The organism is Rhizobium sp. Leaf453, assembly GCF_001425605.1.
Classification (GTDB): domain Bacteria; phylum Pseudomonadota; class Alphaproteobacteria; order Rhizobiales; family Rhizobiaceae; genus Pararhizobium.
This window is the reverse complement of record NZ_LMRG01000030.1, coordinates 132,922-157,974: the sequence shown is the minus strand read 5'-3', so window position 1 is coordinate 157,974 and position 25,053 is coordinate 132,922. Positions and strand designations below refer to the sequence as shown.

Here is a 25,053-nt window from a genome sequence, read left to right as displayed (position 1 = left end):
GATCATCGACCCGGATGCTAGAACATGCCGGTTGGAGGGCATACCGATGCTTTATTTCGAGGATTTTCCGGCCGGCAAGCGGTTCGACTTCAAGCCCATTGCGGTCAAGGCCGACGAGATCACCGCCTTCGCCGCCGAATTCGATCCGCAGCCGATGCACCTCTCTGAAGAAGGCGGCAAGGCCAGCATTCTGGGTGGTCATGCGGCATCCGGTTGGCACACCAGCGCCATGATGATGCGCATGCTGTGTGATGGCTACATCCATGAAACCGCATCCGAAGGCTCCCCTGGGGTCGACAGCATGGAGTGGAAGAAGGCGGTGCTCGCCGGAGACATCCTGTCGGGCACCTGCACCGTGACGGAGGCGCGCGTGTCTCGCTCGCGGCCCGAGATTGGCATCGTCAAGCTGAGTGCGGTGGTCAAGAACCAGCGGGGCGAAACCGTGGCGATCTGCGACTATGCCAACATGATCCGCTGCCGGCCGACGGGAGACGCGGCATGAAGCTCGCCGAACTTCACCCCGAGGGCACCCGCGAGACGATCGGTTCTGTTCATTTCACGGCCGAGGACATCATCCGTTTCGCCGGAAAATATGACCCGCAACCGTTTCATCTCGATGCCGAGGCGGCGAAAAACTCGCTGTTCGGCGGACTCTGCGCCTCTGGCTGGCACACCTGCGCCGGCTGGATGAAATGCTTCGTGCCTTACTGGATGGGTGAAATCCGGCGGCTGGCGGAACAGGGTATCGCCGCACCGAAGCTTGGCCCCTCACCCGGCTTTCGCGACATGCGCTGGCTGCGCCCCGTCTTTGCCGGCGACACCATCACCTATTTCGTCACTTTCGTTTCCGCCAAGGATCTGGAATCGCGGCCGGGATGGCGGATCAACACGATCCTCTGCGAAGGCGAAAACCAGGAGGGCCAACCCGTGATCCGGTTCGAAAGCAAGGTGATCGAGTTTCCGTGACCGGGTTCACCGCGTGGGACGATAGAACGGATGCAAGCGGGACGTGATCGTGTCTGGCAGCATCGAAACCACCGCCCGCCGCAAGACCTGCCAGAAAATGCCGATAAGCAGCACGACGAGACCGACGGCCAGCACCGTGACCGAGAAATAGTCGCCCAAATTTGCACCGCCCCGCTGCAGAATCGTCCAGATCGCGAACCCGAGCGACAGCAGCCCGGACGTGACGAAGGCTCGCCGGTCGATGATCAGGCCGATCGCCATGAAGACGATGACGATCGTCAGCACGGCTGCGGCGTCGCCCGGCGAGGTCGCGTCTCCCCACCATTCGCCGTTGATATTGCGCAGGAAAATGAAGGACAGCATCGCATATAGCAGTGCCGGTGCGGCCGCGAGATGGAGCCAGAAGGCGACATCCGAAAGCCGGCTTTTTCGCGCGGGGTCGGCGATATCGTAGGACATGGCAGCAGAAAAGATGCCAAGTCCGCCAATGAGAAAGACGGTTGCCGACAGCACGCTATGTTCAGCAAGCATGTCGCCCGATCCCAACAGCTTCGACAAGAGTGCGAAAACCAGATCGATGGCCAGCAGGCAGAGCGAGAGCAATGTCGCCGCAAGTGCCAGCGGCACGCGATATCGCCAATAAAAAGCTGAAAGCAGGATCGCGAAGATCGGGAGGACGTAGAGCGCCTGATCGGCACCGCTCATACCGCTCCAGAACTCTTCGCTGAGCATCATGGCCAGAACGCAAATCCACTGAACGAGCGCCACCGTCAGCACCACTGCCGGAAGCGCCAGCCGCTGCCGGCGCACCAGGATTTCGGCGAGAATGATGATCGCCGGCAAGGCGGCGAAGAGGCTGCCGAGCCCCCACAGCCCGATCAGGGCAACAACAATGCCGATTGTGATAAGGATATCGTGGAAACCGCGCACGAAGCGGGGCTGCTCGCTCTCTTCGGCCTGCGACGCGTCGTCATCGATGACGGACACCGCAACGCTTTCGTGGGCGATGATGGCACCCCTGCCGATCAGATAGGGCTCAAGGCGGCCGGCCTGCTCACCCGTGATGATCCCCTCGTCTGCCGCGGAACGGAGCGCGTCGCCAATCGATGCCATGCGGCGCCTCTCTGGTTCAGTGGCCGTCGAACGAAATCAGCGTCCGGACCTCGACGCCAAGCGCTTCCAGCTTCTTGCGGCCGCCGAGTTCGGGAAGATCGATGATGAAGCAGGCGGCGACGATATCGGCGCCCATCTGCTGCAGCAGTTTGGTTGCGCCCTCGGCCGTGCCGCCGGTCGCAATGAGGTCATCGACGAGAACGACCTTTTCGCCCGGCTTGATGGCGTCACGGTGCATTTCCATCTCGTCGACGCCATATTCCAGGCTGTAGGCGATGCTGACCGTGTCATGTGGCAGCTTGCCCTTCTTGCGGATCGGCACGAAACCGGCAGACATCTGGTGCGCCATGGCGCCGCCCATGATGAAGCCGCGCGCCTCGATGCCCGCCACCTTGTCGATCTTCGTCCCGGCAAAGGGATGCACCAGCTCGTCGATGGCGCGGCGGAAGGCGCGCGGATTGCCGAGCAGCGTGGTGATATCGCGGAACATGATGCCGGGCTTGGGATAATCCGCGATGTTGCGGATGGCGGCGATCAATTCCTGCTGGAGAGAAGAGCTCATGGGGAAGGCATGCCTTTGTAGGACGTCTGAAGGAGACGAAGGCATAGCACCAAAGCCGCGCTTTCCTATAGCGGTTTCTTGCCGGTCTATAGATCTGCCAAAGAGGGAAGCCGAGAGCGGGCACGAAGCTTTCTCCGCGTCCCGCCCTTGTCAAATGGCGGTTACTGGGCGGGCGCCGAAACCTTCAGCTTCTCCTGCACTTTCTTGGCGACGTCCGGATTGGTCTGCGCGGCGGTGATGATGGTCTTGTATTCATCCAGCGACATGTCCGGCGACTTTTCGACCGCATTGATCATCTGCTGGTTGGCCTCGTTCTGAAGCTTCTGCTTGTTCGTCGCATCTTTTTCCGCGCCGATCTTGGCGGCATAGTCCTGGCGGACCTTGTCGACCTGCAGATAGGCGACGGCGAAGGCCTCAATCTTCTGGTCGCTGATGGCGGCGGGTGCAGTCTCCTGCACCGGTTGTGTGGCCTGCGGCTCGACGGCCCCCTGGGCGAAAGCCGGCGAGTTGATGACGATCAGGCTGAGGGCCGCAGCGGTCAGGGCTGCGACGGGCATGTGGCGAATGGTCATATGCATTCCTTCCTTAAGTCAATCTGAAGGCAGTGTTCACCGCCTTTTCGAATAGGGCGAACCCCACGGCCAAGGTTCAGGACGGATCGGGCGACAATGTGACCCTGAGAAGGAAGGTTCAAGGCGATGTCGAGACGCACACATCGCGAGCCCTCGATATCGGGGAACCATTCGGGCCCGATTTCGGTTATAGTCGGACCGTTCCGCCAGCCGACACGGCAGACGCGCGGAACGTCCACATGCAAGGAGGAAGCTCATGCGACTGTTTGAATGCGGGTCCCTCGTGCCGGGCTGCGACTGGCACACACGCGCCGACAGCGATGCGGAAGTCGTCCGCCGCGCCGTCGAGCATTTGCGCCAAACCCATGGCGAAACGCTGATCCGTGAAAACATGGTCGATCACATCAAGGAACGCATCGTCGACGAGACGAAGGCGGCCTGATTCCGAACCCCTGACCCTCAGACCATGGATTGAAGCCGGGCAACGAGCGTTGCCCGGTCGGCATTGAAATTCCCCTCGACCCACTTGTCTTCCAGCGCGCCCAGAATCTCGCCGACGCGCGGCCCGGCCGGAATACCTGCCTGCAGGACATCTGCGCCCGTCAGGGGAAAGACAGGCTTTTCCCATTTTTCGGTCCGGCTGAGCAGCCGTTGCAGGCGTCCCGTTTCGGGTAACTGTGACGGGTCATTTTCGGATTTCTGCCGCGCCGATGCCAGCGCAAGCCGGAGATTCGTCTCCAACCCCTGTATGCCATGCCGATAAAGCAATCGGTCGAACGCCGTGTCGGCAATCGTGGCCGGCAAACGCGGCGCTTTTGTCCACTCCGTGAAAACAGCAGACTCGGCTTTCGACAACCGCAGACGCTTCGTCATCGCGTCCAGCCTCTCGGAATCCGGCGGAACGATCGCTGCCAACCGCAGCAGCGGATTTGGCTGCCAGCCGAAGCTCTGTTCCGCCGCGATCAGCGCGGGGATCGCGTCGATGCCCCATTTTTCGCTTTCGGGCAGGATTTCGGTCAGCACGCCGGATGTTCGCATCCACAGAAGCGCCCGTCCCGGATCCCGGGCGGCAAGAATCTTCTTCAACTCCGACCAGACGCGTTCCGCAGAAAGACTCGACAGCTTCGAACGCGCCTGAGCGCATGCTCTCAGTCCGTCCGCATCCGGGCGGCCGGACCCGTAATGGGCGAAGAAGCGGAAAAACCGCAGGACTCGGAGATAATCCTCGGCGACTCGCTCGGCAGCATTGCCGATGAAACGGATATTGCGCTTTTCGATATCGGCAAGCCCGTCGACCAGATCAATCACTTCGCCCTTGGCATTGGCATAGAGCGCGTTGATCGTCAGGTCGCGCCGCTCGGCATCCACCGTCCAGTCCGTTCCGAACGCTACCTCGGCATGGCGACCGTCTGTTTCGACATCACGCCGCAGCGTGGTCACTTCATAGGGAACGCCATCGATGACCAGGGTCACCGTGCCGTGGGCAATGCCTGTTGGAACCGACTTGATGCCCGCCGCCTTGGCGCGAGCGACGACCTCGTCCGGCAGCAGCGTCGTCGCCATGTCGATATCGGCAACGGCGAGCCCCATCAGGCTGTTGCGCACAGCGCCGCCGACCACCCGAACTTCGCCGCCATCGGCATTGAGTAGATCGAACACGCGCGTCAGCGCCGGTGCGGTAAACCAGGCCTCGGAGGCAACGGAGGTCATGCATAGAGCCTTTCATACAGCATGCGGACGATTCCCGCCGTAATGCCCCAAATATGCTGATCGCCATAGGGCATGCTGTAAAAATGTCGCTCGGCCCCCTTCCAGGTTGCCTGCCCCCGGCCATGATTGTCCGGGTTCATCAGGAAGGACAAAGGCACGTCGAACACCGCCGCAACCTCGGTCGGATTGAGTTCGAGATCGTAACCCGGCTGGACAATGCCGAGGATCGGCGTGATACGGAAGCCGGACATGGCCATGTAATGCGGCAACCGCCCGACCGTCTGGACGAACCGCCGGTCAAGGCCGATCTCCTCCTCGGTTTCGCGCAGCGCCGCCCGCTCGGGCGTATCGTCTTCCGGATCGACGGCACCACCGGGAAAGGCGACCTGGCCGGAATGCTTGCGCAGGGTCTTGGTGCGCTGGGTGAAAATGACGCGTGCCTCGTCGCCATCATCGATGACGGGAACGAGCACGGCGGCGTCCTTTAGCTTCAACGTCTCCAGATACGGGATTGTATCGGGATTGAGCAGGAAATCGCCATGCTCGCGCCAGGCGTCATCCACCGGGCTGCCGGATTGCTCAAGCGCACGGCGGCGAAAATCCTCGGCTGAAAATAACGTCACGGTCATGCCGAAAGCGCCGCCAACTCTTTTGCAGGCATGACTGGAAACAGAACGCCGCTGGAGCGGATGGCAAACATCTCGACGCTATCGATCGTGCGCGTTTCGCCAAGCTCCACCAGATCGTACATCACAGCACGCGAAACGAGCGCCTCCAGCCGGCCGCGCACGTGTAGATAAGGCTTCAATTCCCTGTTCTCGCCTTCGATGACGAAGCGCAGCTCATGCTCGGGTCCGGCCTCGACGACATCGCCGACATTGGTGCGGAAGGTAATGACCGGCTCGCCATCGTTTTCAGTGAGGTTCATTTCCACGGCGACAAAGGGTGCATCGACGATGCGGATGCCGACTTTTTCCACAGGAGTTACGAGATAGGTCTTGCCGTCCTCGTCCTTGCGCAAAACCGTGGAAAACAGGCGTACCAGCGGTTGCCGGCCGATCGGCGTACCCATGTAGAACCATGTGCCATCGGCTCGGATTTCCATGTCGATATCGCCGCAAAACGGCGGATTCCATTTATCGACCGGCGGCAAACCCTTGGTTTGGCCGTTGGTCTGTCCGGCCGCGCGGCTGATCAGTGCCGCCAGTCCTACCGCATCTCCGGTCTGATGTATTTGCTCATCCGCCATCGTTCCGTCCCGTTTGGCCCTATTCTTGCGTTTTCTCGAGCACCAACTCACGAGATAGTGCGCTGGTCACGTCTTGTCAGCCTTTGATCGGAGCATAGATTGAAAAACAGGGACGGAAAGAGCGCTTTTTGCGATTCGGCACCGGGGCCGGCCACTGGAGACAGACAATGGGTGTGATGAAAACGACAGACGGCGCACTTGACGAAAAAGCCATCATTGCGGCGGCGGAAAAGGCCCTTGGCGAGATCGCCGTGATCCGCAAGGAAGTCGGCAAGGTGATCTTCGGCCAGGAAAGCGTGGTCGAACAGACCCTGCTCGCGGTCCTTTCCGGCGGCCATGCGCTTCTGGTCGGCGTACCCGGTCTGGCGAAGACCAAGCTGGTCTCGACGCTCGGCACCGTGCTCGGCCTTTCATCCAGCCGCATCCAGTTCACGCCCGACCTGATGCCGTCCGATATTCTCGGCTCGGAAGTGATGGACCAAGACGAAAACGGACGACGCTCCTTCCGCTTCGTGCCCGGTCCAATCTTCACGCAACTGCTGATGGCCGACGAAATCAACCGTGCCAGCCCGCGCACTCAGTCGGCGCTGTTGCAGGCCATGCAGGAATATCACGTCACCGTCGCCGGCCAGCGCAACGACCTGCCACAGCCATTCCACGTCCTCGCGACGCAGAACCCGCTGGAACAGGAGGGCACCTATCCCCTGCCCGAAGCCCAGCTCGACCGCTTCCTGATGCAGGTGGATGTCGGCTATCCCGAACTTGCCGCCGAACGGCAAATCCTGCTCGAAACCACCGGCATCCACGAAAACGAGGTCCACGGCGTCATCGACGCCAAGCAGCTTCAGGACATCCAGCATTTGATCCGCCAGATGCCGGTCAGCGAAAAGGTCGTCGATGCCATCCTCGCGCTGGTCCGCTCGGCCCGCCCTGGCAACGGTAACGCCGCCACCGATAAGAATGTCGCCTGGGGTCCCGGCCCACGCGCCGGCCAGTCGCTGATGCTCTGCGCCCGCGCCCGCGCGCTCTACGACGGCAGGCTGGCACCATCCATCGATGACATCATGGCCCTTGCCGAACCCGTTCTGCAGCACCGCATGGCGCTGACATTCGCAGCGCGGGCGGAAGGCATGACGGTCCGCGACGTCATCACCGGACTGGTCAAACAGGCTAAGGCTTAGCGAGCCAAGGGATAGTGCATGGCTGCCATTGGGCAAATCGTCGAACCGACGCCGTCCGGAGAAGTCCTTTCCCGCGCGCAGAGCCGCGCCCGGCTGATCCCTGACTGCATGGTCGAGGCCAAGCGCATCGCCAATACGGTGATCTCCGGCTGGCACGGCCGCCGCAAGCGCGGCATCGGCGAAAATTTCTGGCAGTTCCGCCCCTATAGCGACGGCGAAAGCCTGTCGCGGATCGACTGGCGCCGTTCGGCCCGCGACGATCATACCTATGTCCGCGACCGGGAATGGGAAGCCGCGCACACGATCTGGCTCTGGGCCGACCTGTCCCCGTCGATGATGTACAAGTCGAAATTCGGCAGCGTCTCGAAGGAAAGCCGGGCGCTGGTGCTGATGCTGGCAATGGCCGAAATTCTCGCCCGCTCCGGCGAGCGCATCGGCTGCCCTGGCGTCATGGAGCCAGTCTCGGCCCGCAATGCCGCCGAGCGGCTGGCAACCGCGCTGATGCATACGCCGCTCTCCGGCGGCCTGCCGCAGACCGGCATGATCCGTGGCGCCAGCGACCTCGTCCTGATCGGCGACTTCCTCGATCCGGCCGAGAAGATCATGGCGCAGCTTGGCCCGCTGGCCCGCCGCGGCCTGCGTGGCCATGTTGTCGAGATTGCCGATCCGGCAGAGGAGAGCTTTCCCTATGCCGGTCGTACCGAGTTCACCGATCCCGAAACTGGCGAAAAGTTGACAGCGGGACGTGCCGAAATCGTCCGCGAGGACTATCGCCGGGCCTACATTGCCCGTCGTGACAGCATCGGCGAAAACCTGCGCCATCTCGGCTGGACGTTTACGCCGCACCGCACCGACCATCTGGCGTCTGAAGCGCTGGTCGCCGTGCATATGTACCTGTCCGGCATGCCCGGACGGGCGACGCATGGAGGTCAGCTATGAGCTTCCTGCCCTTCATCTTCGCCAATCCGCTGATGCTCGCCGCCCTCGTCGCCCTGCCGGCGATCTGGTGGCTGCTGAGAATGACGCCGCCCAAGCCGGTAACGGAAGTCTTTCCGCCGCTACGCATCCTGGCGAGCGTTTTGAAGCGCGAGGAAACGCCATCGAAAAGCCCTTGGTGGCTAACGCTGCTGCGCATGCTGATGGCCGCAGCCATTATCCTCGCGATCGCCGATCCGGTGTTCAATCCACGCTCGAACACGCTGTCGACTGAGGGCACGCTGGCGCTGGTCATCGACAATAGCTGGGCCACGGCGACCGATTGGGAACGCCGGGTGGAAACGGCGGATGCGCTGATCGGCGACGCGGAAGCCAAGGATTTGCCTGTCTCGATCGTGTTTACGGCCGACAGCGAGCACAATGCCGTACCGGGATCGGCCACGACGGCCCGTAACCGGATGGCCGCCGCATCGCCGCAGCCGCTGCGCCCGAACCGGGAAGCGGCCGTCACCGCCCTTCGAACCGCGCTGAACGGCACAGTTCCGGGCACGCTCGCCTTCCTGTCCGACGGCATCGACGCCGGCGATACGAAGGTGATGTCCGAACTCGCGGCCCTTTCGCCGTCAAACCTTCGGCTGATCGAAGGCGCCAAGGACCGCGCCATCGCCATCACCAACTCGGCGAACGACGCCGAATCCATGGTGATCAGCGCCAGCCGCCTCGATACCACCGCGGCACGCGCATTTCCGGTCACTGCCTACGACACGCGCGGACGGGCGATCGCCAACGGCACGATCGATTTCGCGGCTGGCGAAAGCGTCGCCAAGGCCTCGCTGGCAGCGCCTTTCGAACTGCGCAACGATTTCGCCCGGATCGCCATCGATGACGCGGCGACCGCCGGCGGCACTTTCCTGCTCGACGACGGGTTCCGCCGCCGCCGGGTGGCACTCCTGAGCGGCGAGGCGCGCGACCAGTCGCAGCCGCTGCTCTCGCCGCTCTACTACATCAACCGGGCGCTCGCTCCCTATGCCGATCTCGTCCAGCCGAACGAGGCGGATCTGGCAATCTCGATCCCGGAACTGCTGGCGCAGAAACCGTCCATGCTGATCATGGCCGATATCGGCCGCCTGCCGGATGAAACCTATGCCCCGATCACCAAATGGATCGAGAATGGCGGTACGCTGGTGCGTTTCGCGGGCCCCAGATTGGCGGCGGCGCCGGCCGACGATCCGCTGGTTCCCGTGACGCTGCGCCAGGGTGAGCGCGCGCTGGGCGGAGCCCTCTCCTGGTCGGAACCGCAGCCGCTGGCCGATTACCCGGCGCTCAGTCCGTTTGCCGGCATGCCGCGACCCGAGGGAATCCTCGTCAAGCGGCAGGTGCTGGCCGAGCCGACCGCCGACCTCTCGTCGCGCACCTGGGCAAGCCTTGCCGACGGCACGCCGCTGGTGACCACGAAGGCGCAAGGGGCCGGCCGTATCATCCTGTTCCATGTCAGCGCCGAGGCAACCTGGTCGAACCTGCCGATATCAGGCGATTTCGTCGAGATGCTGCGCCGGAGCGTGCAACTGTCTCGCAGCGGCGGCGTGGCAAGCGAGGGCGGCGCCCAAGGCCAGACATTGCCGCCCTACCGCCTGCTGAATGCCGATGGCGTGCTGGTTGCCGAAACCGGCAAGGCTCGGCCGCTGGAAATCGCGGCAGGCGCAACGCCGGCCTCCTCGCCCGAAAACCCGCCCGGCCTCTATGGCTCGGAAGAAGGATTTACCGCGCTGAACCTCCTGCCCCGCGATACGGAACTGAAGCCGATCGACACGGCCGGTCTTTCGATGGCCTATACGACGGAGCCATTGATCGGCGCCGAGGCCTGGTCGTTGAAGCCGTCGCTATTTGCTGTCGCACTGTTGCTGTTGCTGGTCGACTCAGTCGTGGTCCTGTTCATGGGCGGCGCCTTTGCCCGCCTGCGCATGCCGGCGGCAGCCGCAATCCTTCTCGCCCTTTCAGCTGGATTGATGATGATTTCGCCGGGTCAGGCATTGGCCGACGACAGCAAGCCGGGTGACGACAAGATTTTCGAGCGGCTGGACAAGACGCATCTGGCCTATGTCGTGACCGGCGAATCCGACGTCGACCGCCTGTCCGAGCGCGGGCTTGCCGGTCTGACCGAATTTCTCACCTATCGCACGACGCTGGAACCCGGCCCACCTGTTGGTCTCGATATCGCCGCGGACGAACTGTCCTTCTATTCGCTGATCTACTGGCCGGTTTCCGCCAATGCGCCGATGCCGAGCGCGCAGGCGATCAGCCGGATCGATGCCTATATGCGCGCCGGCGGCACGGTTCTGTTCGATACCCGCGACCAGTTCTCATCGCTCGGCAACAATGGCGGCACCAGCCCCAATTCGGAACGGCTGCAGGCGATCCTCGCCGATCTCGACATTCCGCCCTTGGAGCCGGTTCCGACCGACAATGTGCTGACGAAATCCTTCTACCTGCTCTCCAGCTTTCCGGGCCGTTACAGCGGCAGCCCGCTTTGGATCGAGGCACAGCCGGACACCGACTCGCAGCCGACCGGCCGCCCTGCCCGCTCCGGCGACGGTGTCTCGCCGATCATGATCACCGGCAACGATCTGGCCGGCGCCTGGGCGATCGATTCCAACGGTGCACCGCTACTGCCGACTGTGCCGCCGGACGAGCAGCAGCGCGAATATGCCTTCCGGGCCGGCGTCAACATCATGATGTACATGCTGACAGGCAACTACAAGGCCGATCAGGTGCATATCCCTGCTCTGCTCGAACGGCTTGGCCAGTGAGGATTTGGGCATGACACTGGATTTCTCGCCGCTCATCCCCTGGCCCTATATCGCGGTGCTGGCGCTGGTTGCGATCCTGTTGTCGGCGCTCGGCTTCTGGCGCGGCATCCGGGGTGCTGCCTTCCGCACGGCGGCGCTGGCCGCTCTGTGCCTTGCCATCGCCAATCCGGTTTTCTTCCAGGAAGAACGCGAACCGCTGTCGACCATTGTCGGCGTCGTCGTCGATCGCAGCCAGAGCCAGGACGACGGCGGACGGCGGGAAATGACGGATGCGGCGCTCGCGACGCTGAAGGAGCGACTGGCCAAATTCCCGCAGATCGAGGCACGCATCGTCGAGGCGGCCGACGATCCGGATACGGAAACCCCATCGACCAGGCTGTTCACCGCGCTGCAGACGGCCCTTGCCGACGTGCCGCCCGCCCGCGTCGGCGGCGCGATCTTCATCACCGACGGGCAGATCCACGATGTTCCCGACGTCAACCAGCCACTCGGGTTCGACGCACCGGTCCACGGACTGATCACCGGCAAGCCGGACGAATTCGATCGCCGCATCGAGATCGTCAGCGGCCCGCGCTTCGGCATCGTCGGCGAGGAGCAGAAGGTCTCCTTCCGCATCGTCGATGATGGCGCGGCACCGGGCGGCACCGCCGACGTTACCATTAGCCTGAACGGCAACGAGATCGCGCGGGAAATGGCCGAGCCCGGCACTGACGTGCCCTTTGCCTTCACCGTACCGCGCGGCGGCAACAATATCCTCGAATTCGCCGTCGCCCCTGTCGCGGGCGAGGTGACGGATGCCAACAACCGCGCCGTCCATGTCATCGACGGTATTCGCGAGAACCTGCGCGTGTTGCTGGTGTCCGGCGAACCGCATGCCGGCGAGCGGGCATGGCGCAATCTGCTGAAGTCCGATGCCGCCGTCGATCTCGTGCATTTCACCATTCTGCGGCCGCCGGAGAAACAGGATGGCACGCCGATCAACGAACTGTCGCTGATCGCTTTTCCGACCCGCGAACTATTCGTCGAGAAGATCAAGGAATTCGACCTGATCATCTTCGACCGCTACCAGCATCGCGGCGTGTTGCCGATCCTCTATTATGACAATATCGCCCAATATGTCGAAAACGGCGGCGCGCTACTGATCGCGGCCGGTCCCGAATATGCGGGTGACGATTCGATCGCCACGACGCCGTTGTCCGCCGTTCTGCCCGCAAGCCCGACCGGCTTCATGAACGAGAAGGCCTTCTACCCGCGCCTGTCCGACGAGGGCAAGAAACACCCCGTCACCCGCGGCCTCGAAGGCGCCGACAGCGAGCCGCCGCATTGGGGCCGCTGGTTCCGCACCGTCGATGTCGACCGGCCGCTTGGCCAGACGGTGATGCAGGCAGCCGACGGCAAGCCACTCCTGGTGCTCAACCGGGTCGGCAAGGGCCGCGTCGCCATGCTGCTATCCGATCAGGGATGGCTCTGGGCGCGCGGCTTCGAGGGCGGTGGCCCGAGCGTTTCGCTCTATCGCCGCACCGCCCACTGGCTGATGCAGGAACCGGCGTTGGAAGAGGAAGCCCTGACCGCGCATGCCAGCGGCCGCACGCTCGAAATCGCCCGCCAGACCATCGCCGGCGATCCGGGGGCCGCCACCCTCACCTACCCTTCCGGCAAGAGCGAGCAGGTGGCGCTGGCCGAAGGCGAACCCGGCCTCTACAAGGCAAGCGTCAAGACGACGGAAACGGGCCTGTTCGAGGTCTCCAACGGCTACCTCAACACGCTGGTCCATGTCGGCAGCGTCGATGCACCCGAGTTCAAGGCGACGATCTCGACGACGGAAACACTGAGCCCCTGGGCCGAAAAGACAAAGGGCCTCGTCCGCCGCCTCGCCAGCGCCGACGGCCCGGTCGACCTGCCCCCGGTCCTCCCCGTCCGCGGCACGGTGCGCGTCGCCGACGACCAGCGCCTGTCGCTGCGCATGACCGACGAAACCGTGCTGAAGGGCATCAACTCGCTGTCGTTGTTTGCCGGCTTCCTGGGCCTGACGGCGCTGCTGTTCGTGCTATCGGCGACCTGGCATCGCGAGGGGCGTTGAATTTCTGATCGACCGTAGCGATCGTGCTGCTGCTTCTGCTCATTCGTCGGCAGGCTTCTCCTTCAATAGGCGTGCTATTTGCTCACGAACGTGACCTGCTGTGGCGCGTTGAGCCGAGCGCGTGAGCTTACTCATATACATAACCCATTTGGGGGATGTGTTTCTGACAGTCATCAATCAGATTTCTTCCCGGACCCGGTACACGCGCGATGGCCTGTAGATGGTCGGAGGAGAAAATTGTGATCACTTTAACGCAAAATGAGAGCGGCTACTTCAATCAATCCGCTATCGGAATTTTGGACTACCTATACCATGGCAATCAATTCGACTTAACTGCTCCCAATGGCGCTCTGTATTCCGACCCAACCGTGGAATTCTACGCCGCGATTGGCGGCACGAACCTGGCCTTCAATGGCGGTGCGCTTGTCGGCGGCACCGTCACTCAACTGGCTATCTATACCGATGACGACTCCCTCATCGGGTCTTACTCAGGGCTTTCTCTGACCCCGCGCGAGCTACTGAATCTCATGAAGGGAACAATGCCGGGCGCGCTCCTCGATCAACTTCAAAACACCGCCCTGACACACAATGGCAGCAATTTTGACGACGACATCCTGGGCGGCGTCATGGATGACGCCCTGCACGGCTTTGGGGGAGACGACGAAATCAGAGCCGGAGCTGGCAACGACCTTCTCGAAGGTGAGTTCGGCAATGACGCACTGTATGGCGGGGCAGGAAACGATATTCTATACGGAGGCGCAGGGGCTGACCTCTTGACTGGCGGTACGGGTGCTGACACCTTTCTCTACAGTCTCAACCCTTTCAATCCCAGGCTTCACGATTCGATGCCAACGGCGGCCGGAAAGGATACGATCCTCGACTTTGCCCGCACGCACGGCGATAAAATTGACCTGAGCGGCATGGATGCGGACTACAACACAACTGGCGACCAGTCATTCTCGTTCATCGGAAGGGCAGCTTACAGCGGTACGGCTGGCGAGCTGCGATACGGAATAACCGGAGGCACCACGACCATCTCAGGCGACGTCAATGGTGACGGGGTGGCAGATTTCCGGATCACGCTTGACCGTGCAATTTCGCTCATCGCCTCGGATTTTATCGTTTAAAACAGCGTCGCCGGAAAAAACGATCGTGCGCCGCTTATAACCTGACGCAGAGGATCAACCGCGCCAGCGGATTTCACCTTTAAGGCCGGCATGGGCATCGTCCTTCATCGGCACGACGAGCACCCGGTTGGGATCGACCGGGCCGGGGAAAATCAAGGCGCCGTAGGCGACCTTTTCGAAGCCGAGCGGCTGGTAGTAGGGCGGATCCCCGACCAGGATGACGCCTTCCGAGCCCTTGCGCCGGGCGGCCTCGACGGCGATGCGCACCAGTTCACGGCCGATGCCGCGGTTCTTGTGCGAGGGGCGAACGGCGAGCGGGCCGAGAAGATGGCCCTTGATTGTACCGGCCAGAACCGGCGTCATCCGCACCGAGGCGATCGTTTCGCCATCGTCGGCGCAGACGAAGGAGAGGGACAGGTCGTGCGGCCCCTGCTCGCGGATCCGCGCGGCGGCACGGGCGAAACGGCCGGGGCCGAAGGCTTCTTCGTTGATGATTTCAATGGCTGCGTCGTGGGAAGCGTCTTCGGTGAGATAGACGAGGTCGTGCTTTTTCATGAACATCGGGAAACCGGGCATACGAGACGGAATAAAGGTGATGGCTACGCCCTCAAGGCGTTTTCAGCATCAGCGTCGTCGTGGGCTTCCCGGGAAAAACATCGATAGATCCGTCGGCATGAAAAATTGCGTCAGGCCCGATAGCAGAAAAATTCCCGGCGTCAAAGCCTAAAACGCACTGTTCAGCTTTCGCGGACTATATGCGTTAAATTTAAGCGCTATGTAGAGGCAACGAATACACACATAAGTGGCGATCGCGCCGCAGGAGACAATCGATGGGCATGCTGGTTGATGGCGTCTGGCACGACGTCTGGTACGACACCAAGGAAACGAAGGGCCATTTCAAGCGGGCGGCATCACAGTTCCGCAACTGGATCACATCAGATGGCTCGGCCGGTCCCTCCGGCGAGGGCGGCTTCAAGGCGGAGGCTGACCGCTATCACCTCTATGTCTCGCTAGCCTGTCCCTGGGCGCATCGCACCCTGATCTTCCGCAAGCTGAAGAAACTTGAAGACATGATCACCGTCTCGATCGTCGATCCGTTGATGCTGTCGAAGGGCTGGGAGTTCAAGAACGAGATCGGCGGCACCGTCGATCACCTGTTCGGCTCGGACGCGTTGTGGCAGGTCTACGTCAAGGCCGATCCGCATTATTCCGGTCGTGTGACCGTTCCTGTTCTGTGGGACAAGAAGCAGAACAGGATGGTCTCCAACGAATCCTCGGAAATCATCCGGATGTTCAATTCGGCCTTCGACGGGATCACCGGCTCCAACGTGGACTTCTATCCCGAAGCGCTGCGTGGCGAAATCGACGCCCTGAACGACCGCATCTATAACGCCGTCAACAACGGCGTCTACAAAGCGGGCTTCGCGACAAGCCAGGACGCCTATGCAGAGAATGTCACCGTGCTGTTCGACGTTCTGGACGAACTGGAAGAGCGCCTGTCGACACGCCGCTACCTCACCGGCAGCACGATCACCGAGGCCGATTGGCGACTGTTCACGACGCTGGTGCGGTTCGATCCTGTTTATGTCGGCCACTTCAAGTGCAATATCCGCCGCATCGCCGATTATCCGAACCTGCAGGCCTATCTGCAGGATCTCTATCAGGTCGATGGTGTCGCCGAGACGGTGAACATGCGCCACATCAAGGAGCATTATTACCGCAGCCACACGATGATCAACCCGACCGGCGTCGTTCCCGTCGGTCCGGTGCTCGATCTCAACGCACCGCATGGTCGCGAAAAGCTGGTGGCCTGATCGCTACCAGACGTCTGCTGGCGGGGTCTCGCCGGCAAGCTCCGCCAGACGCCGGTGTGTTGCCGGCGTCGTTTCAGGCGGCAGAGCATCCAGCGCGAAAAAGCCGGTTTCGACGATTTCGAAATCCGGCTTTTTCGGTGTCACCTGGCGCACATTGCGGCAGCGATAGAACAGGACATGGTCCCGCTTGCTGGTCAGGCGGTTGAAATAGACATGGAAAAGCTCGGGCTTCTCGGTCATCTCCAGATTGCCTTCCTCGTGCAGTTCCTTGACGAGCGCGGCAAAGGCCGTTTCACCCCGCTCCAGCCCGCCACCGGGCATGTGCCAGCCGGGCACATAGGAATGCCGGACCAGGAAAACCCGGCCCCGTTCGTCGAAACAGGCAGCCCGCACCCCCATGGTCATGCCCCGTGCGAAGGCGAAATAGCCATGGATCAGGCGGGTAACGAGCCTTGCTCTCCAATTGCGCATTTCCGGCGGCGTTTCCGTCATGCCGTTGATTTTCCTCCGCTCGCGGTCATCCACGATAAAAAACGTCGAATGATTCCCCTTTTAAGGAATATGCGCTAGGTACCAAGGATGTTCAAACTTGCGCATATTTCCGACATTCATCTCGGCCCCCTGCCCGATCTTTCGATCCGCGAACTCCTGTCCAAGCGGATCACCGGTTTCGTCAACTGGCACCGCAATCGCCGCAACCATCTCGTCGGTGACACACTCAACCTGCTCATGGACGAAATCGACCGCATCGACCCCGACCATCTGGCCATTACGGGAGACCTCGTCAATCTCGCCTCGTCGCGCGAAATCGAAGTGGTGACGGAATGGCTGAAGGAGGCCGGCGAACCGGAAAACATCTCCGTCGTGCCGGGCAATCACGATGCCTATGTGCCGGGTGCTTACGAGAAAACGACCAAGGCCTGGTATCCCTTCATGCGCGGCGAGCGTGGCCCGGAGGAATGGGATGAGGATTTTCACTGTTATCCCTATCTGCGCATTCGGGGTCCGGTTGCCCTGATCGGCTGCTCGACAGCAGTCGCGACCCCGCCCTTTGCCGCCAGTGGCTATTTCGGCAGCCGGCAGGCACGCGAGACCGTTAACCTGCTGCGTGCCGCCGGTGAGGCCGGCCTGTTCCGTGTGGTGATGATCCATCATCCGCCGATCCGGGGTGCGACTTCGATGCACAAGCGCATGCTGGGTATCCGCCGTTTTGCCGCGACGATCTCGTCCGGAGGAGCCGAGCTCGTGTTACACGGGCATACGCATCTCAACACGGTCTATTCGCTGAAGGGCCAGGTCAAGCCGGTGCCGGTCGTCGGCATTGCGTCGGCCTCGCAGGGCCGTGGCGGCAAGAAGCCACCTGCGGCCTTCAACCTGTTTTCGATCTCCGGCAGCCCAGGGCAATGGAACTTGATCCGCGAGCGGTTCGAACTCACCATGGACGGTCGCGCTGTCACCTTGGCAGAAACGACACGGTTCTAATTTAGTGCATCGTCACTCGCCAAAGCCACAAAAGGCGTTATGCTTGCGAAATAATCGGGGCTCGTCATCCGTCATACGGGACTGACCGGACGACAGAGCCACCGGCACGGGAAAGTGCCTCGCGCAATCGGTTTGCCGGACGCAGTTTCAGCCAGGAGAGGACCATGATGAACCGCAAGATTGCACTGATCGCCTTTTTCTCCGCCGCCTCCGCCTTTACCCTCAGTCACTCGGCTTGGGCTATGGGCGAGGACACCACCAAGCCACCGGAAAAGACGAAGACCTCCACCGAATGCAAAAAAGGCAAGGTCTGGGACGAAAAGAAGAAGGAATGCGTCGACCCGAAGAAAAGCGGGCTGGACGACGACATATTGTTCAAGGCCGCACGCGAACTGGCCTATGCCGGCCAGTATGAAAACTCGCTCAAAGTGCTCGACGCCGTCCGCGACCAGAACAACGCCCGCATCCTCAACTATCGCGGTTATTCCAACCGCAAGGCCGGGCGCATGGAACTGGGCATGGCCTATTACAAGCGTGCACTGCAGGCCGACGAAAACTATATCCTGGCGCGCTCCTACATGGGCCAGGCGCTGGTCGAACAGGGTAAGATCGAGGAAGCCAAGGTCCAGCTTCTCGAAATCCGTGATCGTGGCGGCGAAAATACCTGGGCCTACCAGGCGCTTCTCCAGTCGCTCGGCGGTGTCCGTCAGTATTGAATTTGTGATCAGGCCGGGCGTGGTTTTTGACGCGCCTGGCCTGTTATTTGATATCGGGAACGCTCCCGATGTGGCAAAATATGCTCTTCCGACCGGCTGCCGACTTGCAGACCATGGGTCAAATGTTTCATATCATCCGGCGTGTATTTCGACAGGGGCGAATAAAGTCCCGATCCGGAACGTTTCATTGGAAGAGCAATGCGTCCAGCGGCAGAATCGAACGAATTCAGACGGGACTTGGTCAGTGTGCTGCCCAAGTTGCGCCGTTTCGCCATGACACTGACGCGCAATGCCGCCGATGCCGATGACCTGGTGCAGGAGGTCTGCGAGCGGGCCATCACCCGCTATCATCTCTGGAACGGTGAAGGCCGGCTCGAAAGCTGGATATACGCAATGACACGCAACCTGTGGATCGATGAAATCAGAAAGCGCAAGGTGCGCACCGGCGGAGGAACCGTCGATGCATCCGAGCATGACGAACTGTTCGTTGAACCATCGGGCGAAAAAGCCGTTTACGCCAACCAGTTGCACAAGATGATCCTGTCCATGCCGGAAGGCCTGGCAAGTGTCTTCGTCCTCGTCAATGTCGAGGGCCACAGCTACCGGGAGGCCGCCGATATCCTGAAAATCCCGATCGGCACGGTGATGAGCAGGCTTTCGACCGCACGCATGCGTCTGGCCGCAATGATTACTGAGACGACGGAAAGGAGGGCCTGAGCGTTGCAAAACACGAAAGGGCTCGCGCTTGAGGTTCGTCTGTCGGCCTATATCGACGGCGAAGTCAACGAAGCGGAACGCAAGGAACTCGAACAGTTGGTGGCGCGTGACGACGAAGCCCGGCTGGTTCTGGAAATGCTGAAAGCCGGAAATGCCTTCGGTAACAAGGCGTTCGAGGAATTCCTCCATGATCCGGTTCCGCTATCGCTGGTCCGTCAGATCAAGCAAGGCCCCGGCTCTAATACGAAGACGGAGCGCGTGGTACCATCCGCTCCGCGCAAGGCGAAAATTCGCATGTGGCCGCGCGCGCTTGCTGCCTCGATCGCACTGCTGCTGATCGGCGGCTCGACCGGCTTCATCATCGGCAAGACCGGTAATGATGGTATGGCACCGATGAACGTGGCTGCAGCCCGCACGTGGCTCGACGATATCGCCGACTATCACCGCATCTACTCCCGTCAGACCGCGGAACGTCTGGTTGAAGTTCCCGCGACCGATGACAGGATCCAGAGCTGGCTGTCGGCCAGCGTCGGCGTCAATTTCGCACTGCCAAATCTCGCCGACAAGGGTCTGACTTTCGAGGGTGCCCGCCTGCTTGTCGCAGCCGGCAAGCCGGTGGCGCAGCTGATGTACAAGAACGAGGATGGCGACATCTTCGCCATCTGTTTTCTCAAAAGCAAGCCTGGTACCACCGACGGCAAGATGATGGAGAGCATGCGTGACGATATCGCGATGATTTCCTGGCAGAAGTCGGGCGCGTCCTATGTGATCGTCGGCCCTTCGGCCGATGCCAACCTGCATCAGTTGGCCGAAGCGGTTTCCGCGACGATCTGAAAACGTCCCATTATCAACAGCAAGGCCGCTCCCCGAAGGATGCGGCCTTTTTTGTTTGTCGTCCCTTTGATCAGAACTCCTGCCAATCGCCGGAAGGCTGGGCCTGAGCGGCTGTCGCACGGCCGCCGAAGGCGGAAGCAACCTTGCGGATCATCGCGCCGGCGGGCGAAGAACGTGGGGTGGACGATGGACCTGCAGCCTGGACGTGACGGGCATTGCCGCCGCCTTCGAAGCGGAACTTCGCCAGTTGATCGGAGAGCGAGGCGGCCTCCATGGCGAGCTTCTGGCTGGCCGCCGAGGTTTCCTCGACCATCGCTGCGTTCTGCTGCGTGGACTGGTCCATGGTGTTGACTGCCGCATTGATCTCCTTCAACGCGACAGACTGCTCCTTGGCGGATTCGACGATCGAGTTGACGTGGCGATTGATCTCCTGCACCTCGGCGACGATTTCCGTCAGCGCCTTGCCGGTTTCGCCGACCAGCGTCACGCCGGAGCGGACCTGCTCACCGGAATTGTTGATCAACTGCTTGATCTCCTTGGCGGCATTGGCGGAACGCTGTGCCAGTTCGCGCACTTCCTGTGCAACGACCGCAAAGCCCTTGCCCGCTTCCCCTGCCCGCGCCGCCTCGACGCCGGCGTTTAGCGCCAGCAGGTTGGTCTGGAAGGCGATGTCGTCGATGACGCTGATGATGTTGTTGATCTCGTTCGAAGAGCCCTCGATCTGGCCCATCGCCGCGACGGCACGCTTGACCACTTCGCCGGAGCGCTCGGCATTTTGCCGGGTCTTGGCGACGAGGCTTCCGGCTTCTTCCGCACGCTTGGTCGAATCGTTGACCGTGGTGGAGATTTCATCGAGCGCCGCAGCGGTCTGCTCGATGGATGCGGCCTGCGTTTCGGTGCGGCGGGCGAGGTCATTGGCGGCACCGCTGATTTCGCGGGCACCGGCATCGATCGAGAAGGCATTGCCACCGATCGCCTTCAGAGCCGAATGAAGCTTGTCTACGGAATTGTTGAAGTTGATGCGCAGTTCGTCAAGCGACGAGCCGAACGGCTCCGACAGACGGAATTCAAGATTGCCATTGGCCATTTCCTCGAGCGCCTGGCCGAGCTGGGACACTGCATGATTGGTCTGCATGGCCTCTTCATCACGTTCACGGGCCGTGTTTTCCATCTGCTCGCGTTCGGCGGCAGCGCGCTGTTGATCGCTTTCCGCCTGGCGGGCGGCCTGCGAACCGACGGCATCACGGACAGCGCCAACGGCACGGGCGAGATCGCCGATCTGATCGCGGCGAGCGTCCAGCGCCTGGTCACCCTCGAGCTTGCCTTCGGCCATCTTGCGCAGGGCGTCCTGCAGCTTGGCCATCGGCGCGGTGATCGAGCGTGCGGCCAGGAAGGCGGCGATCATTGCCAAGACAACGGCACCGCCGAGCGAGCCGAGCGCAAGGGTCTGGAAGCCGCTTGCCATGGAACGGACATCGCCGCCGACGGACTTGTTGAGCGCTTCCTGATAATCGATGAACTTGTTGATCGCGCCCAGCCAGGAAACGAACAGCGGACGGGCCTGCTCCAGCAGGATCTTCTTCGCGGCTGGCTTGTCGCCCTTGTCTTCCAGCGCGATGATTTCAGCAACCAGCGGGTTGGTCTTCGACTGGATGTCGGCGATCTCTGCGAGGATCGTCTTTTCCTGGTCGGAGGCACCGGCCGGAGAAGCGATCATGTCCTTCATCTTCACTTCATTGGCGGCATAGGTGTCAGCGAGTTTTGCAATCAGGGCAACCGCTTCCTGACGCTCCTTCGCCGTCTCGACGATCGTCACGTCGCGGATGGCGATGGCGCGGTCGTGAACGCTGCCGCGGAAGTTGATGGCGAAGCGCTGCTTGACGCTGTTGACGTCGTTGATCTTGGCCAGATCGTCGTTGATTTCATTGACCCGCGATACAGACTGCTGGGTCAGGAGGAGCATGAGCAGGACAAGAAAGCCGAAGCCGATGCCCAGGCGCGTTCCAATGCCAAACCGCGATATTGATGTCATCTTGAATCCTCTTACTGGCCGGCGCACGCAAAGGGCACCAGCGACGCTGTCGAATGAAGGGGAATGTTCAAGACATCCCGGCGGGAACCGGGATCGGGCATGCCATCATGGCAGCAGGCCGAAATGGGGCGCTGTTTGTCCAGCTGTCTTGCTGGATAAATATATTAGCGACTTGTGGTTAATAAATTGTTTTAACAAAGAGTTAAAACTATAGCGCGAATTCTTGCGAATATTATACACGCATAATGAATGATATTCGATCAAAAGCCTGATGCAAACGAGACCATCGCATGGATGGCCTCGTTGTATCCAGAAACATTCCTGCCGTTATTTCAATTCCAGAACCCGATTGGCTGCCGAAACGATCGCTTCGAGCGAGGCGGCGACGATGTTGGTGTTGATACCGACGCCGAACAGCTTGCCGCCTGGATATTCCACCTCGACATAGGCGATCGCGGCGGCATTCGAGCCGTGCTGCAGCGAATGTTCGGAATAATCGGCAACCGACATCTCGACGCCGAGATAGATCGACAGCGCGTTGATGAAGCCGTCGATCGGGCCTGTGCCCCTGCCCTCGATGCGCTTTGTCTCGCCCTTGTCCGTGATCTCGGCAGCGACGATACGGGCGCCCTTCTGCTCGCTGACCGGATAAGTGTGGTGATCGACATAGCGAATGCGCGCGCCGGGCTGATCGACATAACGCTCGATGAAGCGCGCATGGATCGCCTTCGACGGCAGTTCCTTGCCGTGTTCGTCGGTAATGCGCTGGATGTCCTCGCGGAACTCCACCTGCAGATTACGCGGCAGGTTGATGCCGTAGTCTTCCTGCAGGATATAGGCGATGCCGCCCTTGCCTGATTGCGAGTTGATGCGAATGATCGCCTCGTAGGACCGGCCGACGTCCTGCGGGTCGATCGGCAGATACGGCACTTCCCACAAAGGCTTGTTGGCCTGCTTGATCGCCTTCATGCCCTTGTTGATGGCATCCTGATGCGAGCCGGAGAAGGCCGTGTAGACCAGTTCGCCGACGTAAGGGTGGCGCTCCGGGATCGTCATCTGGTTGGAGTATTCGTAGACTTCCTTGATCCGCTCGATGTTCGAGCAATCCAGCTGCGGATCGATGCCCTGCGTGAACATGTTCAAGGCCAATGTAACCACATCGACATTGCCGGTGCGCTCGCCATTGCCGAACAGCGTGCCTTCGACACGATCGGCACCGGCCATCAGGCCCAGCTCGGTGGCGGCAATGCCCGTGCCGCGGTCATTGTGCGGATGCAGCGAGATGATCAGGTTCTCGCGATTGTCCAGATTGCGGCACATCCATTCGATCTGGTCCGCATAGACGTTCGGCGTCGCCATCTCGACGGTCGACGGCAGGTTCAGGATCAGCTTGTTGTCCGGCGTCGGCTGGATGATTTCGGTAACCGCGTTGCAGATTTCCAGCGCCACTTCCAGCTCGGTGCCGGTAAAGCTTTCCGGCGAGTATTCAAAGCGGAAGCCGCCGCCTGCCTTGGCTGCCATGTCGGCAATCATCTTGGCGGCATCGGTGGCGATCTGCTTGATCCCACGCACATCCTTGGCGAACACGACGCGGCGCTGCAATTCGCTGGTGGAATTGTAGAAATGCACGATCGGCTTGTTGGCCCCCTGCAGGGCTTCAAAGGTCCGCGTGATCAGTTCGGGGCGGCACTGGACCAGAACCTGCAGCGATACATCGGCAGGCACATTGCCTTCCTCGACGCACCAGCGGGCAAAGTCAAAATCGGTCTGCGAGGCCGACGGGAAACCGATCTCGATTTCCTTGAAGCCCATGTCGAGCAGCAGCTGGAACATCCGGGCCTTGCGGTCGTGGCCCATCGGATCGACCAGCGACTGGTTACCGTCGCGCAGGTCGACGGAGCACCAGATCGGCGCCTTTGTAATGGTGTTGCCGGGCCAGGTGCGGTCCGGAATATTGATCTGCGGATAGGGCTGGTACTTGACCGCTGCCTCGGGCATGCCCTGCTTGACGGTGTGGGACTTCATGATCATTGCGGCTTCTCTTCATCTGTGAGGCGCATTTCCCGCATGCAATAACCGATCGACGGTTCCATTGCGACGGCAAAATGCTGGCTCTCGGGTTCTTTTCAATTCTGAATTTCAGGAAGGGCAAGGAGCTGGGGCCGGTGGGCTTTGGGCCACCGGGCGCTCCTTCAAAGAACCCGGCAACCGCTGATAAGGCCGAGAAGAAGAAGCGAGGCACACGAACGGTCCGCGATGGCAACCTGCCCGCAGGAAACGTGTTCGATGATCGTGGCGCCAATGTTCGACATGGAATGTGTATAACCGTAGAAAAAACGAAGGGCAAGGCCGATGTGAAAAAGGCGCCTGCCAAAGCAAGCGCCTATGGTTCTGCTTCAGGTCAGACGAAAACCGCTCAGGCGATCTCGGCCTGCGACGTCACGATCCGTGAAACCAGGCCGTAGCTCTTGGCTTCCTCGGCGGAGAGCCAGTAGTCGCGGTCCGTGTCCTTGGCGATCTTTTCGTAGGGCTGGCCGGTGGCGTCGGCGAAGATCCTGTTCAGGCGCTCGTTCATCTTGATGATTTCGCGGGCCTGGATCTCGATGTCCGATGCCATGCCGCGGGTGCCGCCCGACGGTTGATGAAGAAGGAAGCGGGTGTTCGGCAGGCAGATGCGCCGTTCCTTGGGGGCCGATACGTAGATCAGCGCGCCGGCGGAAGCGACCCACCCGGTACCGATCATCCAGACCTTCGGCTTGATGAACTTGATCATGTCATGGATGGAATCGCCGGATTCGACGTGGCCGCCGGGCGAGTTCACGTAGACACGGATATCTTCGTCGCTGGCTGCGGCAAGCGCCACGAGCTGCGTGTTGACCTTCTGCGCCAGTTCCTGCGTGATCGGGCCATAGATGAAGATCGAACGCGACTTGAAAAGGTTCGCCTCCGTTTCCTTGCCGAGCGGCAGTTCCTTTGTCTTGTCGTCGTCTTCTTCGTTCATGCGAAGTCTCCCGCAAAATAAATCAAATGTCCTGCCGCTGTCAGATAAGGCGACTCGACTGCGAAAACAATGCAACAAAAACGGATGCCTATGAAAGGGCAATCCGCAAGGCAATTTTCGCTATGGTAAAGACGTCGGCTGAGGCAATTGCCGT

The 25,053-nt window shown here is 61.1% G+C and carries 25 protein-coding genes; 14 read left to right on the top strand and 11 right to left on the bottom strand.

The annotated features are described in order from the left end of the window. Window positions 1–46: 46 nt before the first annotated feature. A complete protein-coding gene (locus tag ASG68_RS28575) occupies window positions 47–502 on the top strand; it encodes a MaoC family dehydratase (RefSeq protein WP_062576968.1) in 456 nt (151 codons plus the stop codon). Beyond that, window positions 499–966, top strand: coding sequence for a MaoC family dehydratase (locus tag ASG68_RS28570; RefSeq protein ID WP_062576965.1), 468 nt, complete (start codon window positions 499–501; stop codon window positions 964–966). The genes ASG68_RS28575 and ASG68_RS28570 overlap by 4 nt, the downstream gene beginning before the upstream one ends. A gap of 6 nt (window positions 967–972) precedes the next feature. On the opposite strand, the gene ASG68_RS28565 is transcribed toward ASG68_RS28570, so the two are convergent. The 3 genes from ASG68_RS28565 to ASG68_RS28555 form a co-directional block, all read right to left on the bottom strand. Next, window positions 973–2,079: a hypothetical protein gene (locus ASG68_RS28565; RefSeq protein ID WP_062610314.1), complete on the bottom strand. Its 1,107-nt coding sequence runs from the start codon at window positions 2,077–2,079 to the stop codon at window positions 973–975. A 16-nt stretch (window positions 2,080–2,095) separates the two neighbouring features. After that, window positions 2,096–2,641: an adenine phosphoribosyltransferase gene (locus tag ASG68_RS28560; protein WP_062576961.1), complete on the bottom strand. Its 546-nt coding sequence runs from the start codon at window positions 2,639–2,641 to the stop codon at window positions 2,096–2,098. Between the two features lie 161 nt (window positions 2,642–2,802). Further along, entirely contained in the window at window positions 2,803–3,213 is a 411-nt protein-coding gene (locus tag ASG68_RS28555; RefSeq protein ID WP_062576959.1) for a DUF4168 domain-containing protein, read from the bottom strand. Window positions 3,214–3,469: 256 nt separating this feature from the next. Between ASG68_RS28555 and ASG68_RS28550 the strand changes: the two genes are divergently transcribed. Continuing rightward, window positions 3,470–3,655, top strand: coding sequence for a DUF1059 domain-containing protein (locus tag ASG68_RS28550; protein WP_062576956.1), 186 nt, complete (start codon window positions 3,470–3,472; stop codon window positions 3,653–3,655). A 17-nt stretch (window positions 3,656–3,672) separates the two neighbouring features. Here ASG68_RS28550 and ASG68_RS28545 read toward each other — a convergent pair whose 3' ends face one another. Genes ASG68_RS28545 through ASG68_RS28535 form a run of 3 tightly spaced genes read right to left on the bottom strand, consistent with a single transcriptional unit; the run spans window position 3,673 to window position 6,172 of the window. Next, a complete protein-coding gene (locus ASG68_RS28545; RefSeq protein ID WP_062576954.1) occupies window positions 3,673–4,923 on the bottom strand; it encodes a CCA tRNA nucleotidyltransferase in 1,251 nt (416 codons plus the stop codon). Then, window positions 4,920–5,552, bottom strand: coding sequence for a CoA pyrophosphatase (locus ASG68_RS28540; RefSeq protein WP_062576952.1), 633 nt, complete (start codon window positions 5,550–5,552; stop codon window positions 4,920–4,922). The genes ASG68_RS28545 and ASG68_RS28540 overlap by 4 nt, the downstream gene beginning before the upstream one ends. After that, a complete protein-coding gene (locus tag ASG68_RS28535; RefSeq protein WP_062576950.1) occupies window positions 5,549–6,172 on the bottom strand; it encodes a DUF1285 domain-containing protein in 624 nt (207 codons plus the stop codon). Before ASG68_RS28535 ends, ASG68_RS28540 begins: the two co-directional genes overlap by 4 nt. Window positions 6,173–6,339: 167 nt before the next feature. On the opposite strand from ASG68_RS28535, the gene ASG68_RS28530 reads away from it, so the two are divergent. The 5 genes from ASG68_RS28530 (at window position 6,340) to ASG68_RS28510 (ending at window position 14,303) form a co-directional block, all read left to right on the top strand. Next, complete coding sequence (locus ASG68_RS28530) at window positions 6,340–7,353, top strand: AAA family ATPase (RefSeq protein ID WP_062576948.1); 1,014 nt, start codon at window positions 6,340–6,342, stop codon at window positions 7,351–7,353. Window positions 7,354–7,371: 18 nt separating this feature from the next. Next, window positions 7,372–8,292 (top strand): DUF58 domain-containing protein, encoded by a 921-nt coding sequence (locus ASG68_RS28525; RefSeq protein WP_062576946.1) that lies wholly within the window; start codon window positions 7,372–7,374, stop codon window positions 8,290–8,292. Beyond that, a complete protein-coding gene (locus ASG68_RS28520) occupies window positions 8,289–11,096 on the top strand; it encodes a DUF4159 domain-containing protein (RefSeq protein ID WP_062576944.1) in 2,808 nt (935 codons plus the stop codon). Before ASG68_RS28525 ends, ASG68_RS28520 begins: the two co-directional genes overlap by 4 nt. Before the next feature lie 10 nt (window positions 11,097–11,106). Continuing rightward, complete coding sequence (locus ASG68_RS28515) at window positions 11,107–13,176, top strand: hypothetical protein (RefSeq protein WP_062576942.1); 2,070 nt, start codon at window positions 11,107–11,109, stop codon at window positions 13,174–13,176. Window positions 13,177–13,415: 239 nt separating this feature from the next. Further along, window positions 13,416–14,303, top strand: coding sequence for a calcium-binding protein (locus ASG68_RS28510; RefSeq protein ID WP_062576940.1), 888 nt, complete (start codon window positions 13,416–13,418; stop codon window positions 14,301–14,303). A gap of 54 nt (window positions 14,304–14,357) precedes the next feature. Here ASG68_RS28510 and ASG68_RS28505 read toward each other — a convergent pair whose 3' ends face one another. Next, a complete protein-coding gene (locus ASG68_RS28505; protein ID WP_062577101.1) occupies window positions 14,358–14,858 on the bottom strand; it encodes a GNAT family N-acetyltransferase in 501 nt (166 codons plus the stop codon). Window positions 14,859–15,133: 275 nt separating this feature from the next. Between ASG68_RS28505 and ASG68_RS28500 the strand changes: the two genes are divergently transcribed. After that, window positions 15,134–16,117, top strand: a complete 984-nt coding sequence (locus ASG68_RS28500) for a glutathione S-transferase family protein (RefSeq protein ID WP_062576938.1) — start codon at window positions 15,134–15,136, stop codon at window positions 16,115–16,117. A 3-nt stretch (window positions 16,118–16,120) separates the two neighbouring features. On the opposite strand, the gene ASG68_RS28495 is transcribed toward ASG68_RS28500, so the two are convergent. Further along, window positions 16,121–16,609, bottom strand: coding sequence for an NUDIX domain-containing protein (locus tag ASG68_RS28495; RefSeq protein ID WP_062576936.1), 489 nt, complete (start codon window positions 16,607–16,609; stop codon window positions 16,121–16,123). Window positions 16,610–16,696: 87 nt separating this feature from the next. Here ASG68_RS28495 and ASG68_RS28490 point away from each other — a divergent pair, with 87 nt between their 5' ends. The 4 genes from ASG68_RS28490 (at window position 16,697) to ASG68_RS28475 (ending at window position 19,866) form a co-directional block, all read left to right on the top strand. Then, window positions 16,697–17,599, top strand: a complete 903-nt coding sequence (locus ASG68_RS28490) for a metallophosphoesterase family protein (RefSeq protein WP_062576933.1) — start codon at window positions 16,697–16,699, stop codon at window positions 17,597–17,599. Window positions 17,600–17,763: 164 nt separating this feature from the next. Continuing rightward, complete coding sequence (locus tag ASG68_RS28485; RefSeq protein ID WP_062576930.1) at window positions 17,764–18,315, top strand: tetratricopeptide repeat protein; 552 nt, start codon at window positions 17,764–17,766, stop codon at window positions 18,313–18,315. A 198-nt stretch (window positions 18,316–18,513) separates the two neighbouring features. Next, complete coding sequence (locus ASG68_RS28480) at window positions 18,514–19,032, top strand: RNA polymerase sigma factor (RefSeq protein ID WP_062576928.1); 519 nt, start codon at window positions 18,514–18,516, stop codon at window positions 19,030–19,032. Between the two features lie 3 nt (window positions 19,033–19,035). After that, window positions 19,036–19,866 carry an anti-sigma factor family protein gene (locus ASG68_RS28475; protein WP_062576926.1) on the top strand — a complete coding sequence of 277 codons (831 nt, stop codon included), beginning with the start codon at window positions 19,036–19,038 and terminating at the stop codon, window positions 19,864–19,866. Window positions 19,867–19,936: 70 nt separating this feature from the next. Here ASG68_RS28475 and ASG68_RS28470 read toward each other — a convergent pair whose 3' ends face one another. Beyond that, a complete protein-coding gene (locus tag ASG68_RS28470) occupies window positions 19,937–21,898 on the bottom strand; it encodes a methyl-accepting chemotaxis protein (protein ID WP_062576924.1) in 1,962 nt (653 codons plus the stop codon). Window positions 21,899–22,225: 327 nt separating this feature from the next. Next, the gene (leuA, locus tag ASG68_RS28465) at window positions 22,226–23,929 is read right to left on the bottom strand and encodes a 2-isopropylmalate synthase (RefSeq protein ID WP_062576922.1); all 1,704 of its coding nucleotides are present in this window, start codon (window positions 23,927–23,929) and stop codon (window positions 22,226–22,228) included. Between leuA and ASG68_RS31690 the strand changes: the two genes are divergently transcribed. Next, window positions 23,929–24,363, top strand: a complete 435-nt coding sequence (locus tag ASG68_RS31690) for a hypothetical protein (protein ID WP_062602504.1) — start codon at window positions 23,929–23,931, stop codon at window positions 24,361–24,363. The two genes, leuA and ASG68_RS31690, sit on opposite strands and share 1 nt — an antisense overlap. Here ASG68_RS31690 and ASG68_RS28460 read toward each other — a convergent pair. Then, a complete protein-coding gene (locus tag ASG68_RS28460; RefSeq protein ID WP_062576920.1) occupies window positions 24,315–24,899 on the bottom strand; it encodes an ATP-dependent Clp protease proteolytic subunit in 585 nt (194 codons plus the stop codon). The two genes, ASG68_RS31690 and ASG68_RS28460, sit on opposite strands and share 49 nt — an antisense overlap. Between the last annotated feature and the right edge of the window lie 154 nt (window positions 24,900–25,053).

Coding starts and splice junctions, on each gene's coding strand:
- ASG68_RS28575 (WP_062576968.1), top strand. CDS start 47: ATGCTTTATTTCGAGGATTTTCCGGCCGGCAAGCGGTTCGACTTCAAG.
- ASG68_RS28570 (WP_062576965.1), top strand. CDS start 499: ATGAAGCTCGCCGAACTTCACCCCGAGGGCACCCGCGAGACGATCGGT.
- ASG68_RS28565 (WP_062610314.1), bottom strand. CDS start 2,079: ATGGCATCGATTGGCGACGCGCTCCGTTCCGCGGCAGACGAGGGGATC.
- ASG68_RS28560 (WP_062576961.1), bottom strand. CDS start 2,641: ATGAGCTCTTCTCTCCAGCAGGAATTGATCGCCGCCATCCGCAACATC.
- ASG68_RS28555 (WP_062576959.1), bottom strand. CDS start 3,213: ATGACCATTCGCCACATGCCCGTCGCAGCCCTGACCGCTGCGGCCCTC.
- ASG68_RS28550 (WP_062576956.1), top strand. CDS start 3,470: ATGCGACTGTTTGAATGCGGGTCCCTCGTGCCGGGCTGCGACTGGCAC.
- ASG68_RS28545 (WP_062576954.1), bottom strand. CDS start 4,923: ATGACCTCCGTTGCCTCCGAGGCCTGGTTTACCGCACCGGCGCTGACG.
- ASG68_RS28540 (WP_062576952.1), bottom strand. CDS start 5,552: ATGACCGTGACGTTATTTTCAGCCGAGGATTTTCGCCGCCGTGCGCTT.
- ASG68_RS28535 (WP_062576950.1), bottom strand. CDS start 6,172: ATGGCGGATGAGCAAATACATCAGACCGGAGATGCGGTAGGACTGGCG.
- ASG68_RS28530 (WP_062576948.1), top strand. CDS start 6,340: ATGGGTGTGATGAAAACGACAGACGGCGCACTTGACGAAAAAGCCATC.
- ASG68_RS28525 (WP_062576946.1), top strand. CDS start 7,372: ATGGCTGCCATTGGGCAAATCGTCGAACCGACGCCGTCCGGAGAAGTC.
- ASG68_RS28520 (WP_062576944.1), top strand. CDS start 8,289: ATGAGCTTCCTGCCCTTCATCTTCGCCAATCCGCTGATGCTCGCCGCC.
- ASG68_RS28515 (WP_062576942.1), top strand. CDS start 11,107: ATGACACTGGATTTCTCGCCGCTCATCCCCTGGCCCTATATCGCGGTG.
- ASG68_RS28505 (WP_062577101.1), bottom strand. CDS start 14,858: ATGAAAAAGCACGACCTCGTCTATCTCACCGAAGACGCTTCCCACGAC.
- ASG68_RS28500 (WP_062576938.1), top strand. CDS start 15,134: ATGGGCATGCTGGTTGATGGCGTCTGGCACGACGTCTGGTACGACACC.
- ASG68_RS28495 (WP_062576936.1), bottom strand. CDS start 16,609: ATGACGGAAACGCCGCCGGAAATGCGCAATTGGAGAGCAAGGCTCGTT.
- ASG68_RS28490 (WP_062576933.1), top strand. CDS start 16,697: ATGTTCAAACTTGCGCATATTTCCGACATTCATCTCGGCCCCCTGCCC.
- ASG68_RS28485 (WP_062576930.1), top strand. CDS start 17,764: ATGATGAACCGCAAGATTGCACTGATCGCCTTTTTCTCCGCCGCCTCC.
- ASG68_RS28480 (WP_062576928.1), top strand. CDS start 18,514: ATGCGTCCAGCGGCAGAATCGAACGAATTCAGACGGGACTTGGTCAGT.
- ASG68_RS28470 (WP_062576924.1), bottom strand. CDS start 21,898: ATGACATCAATATCGCGGTTTGGCATTGGAACGCGCCTGGGCATCGGC.
- leuA (WP_062576922.1), bottom strand. CDS start 23,929: ATGATCATGAAGTCCCACACCGTCAAGCAGGGCATGCCCGAGGCAGCG.
- ASG68_RS28460 (WP_062576920.1), bottom strand. CDS start 24,899: ATGAACGAAGAAGACGACGACAAGACAAAGGAACTGCCGCTCGGCAAG.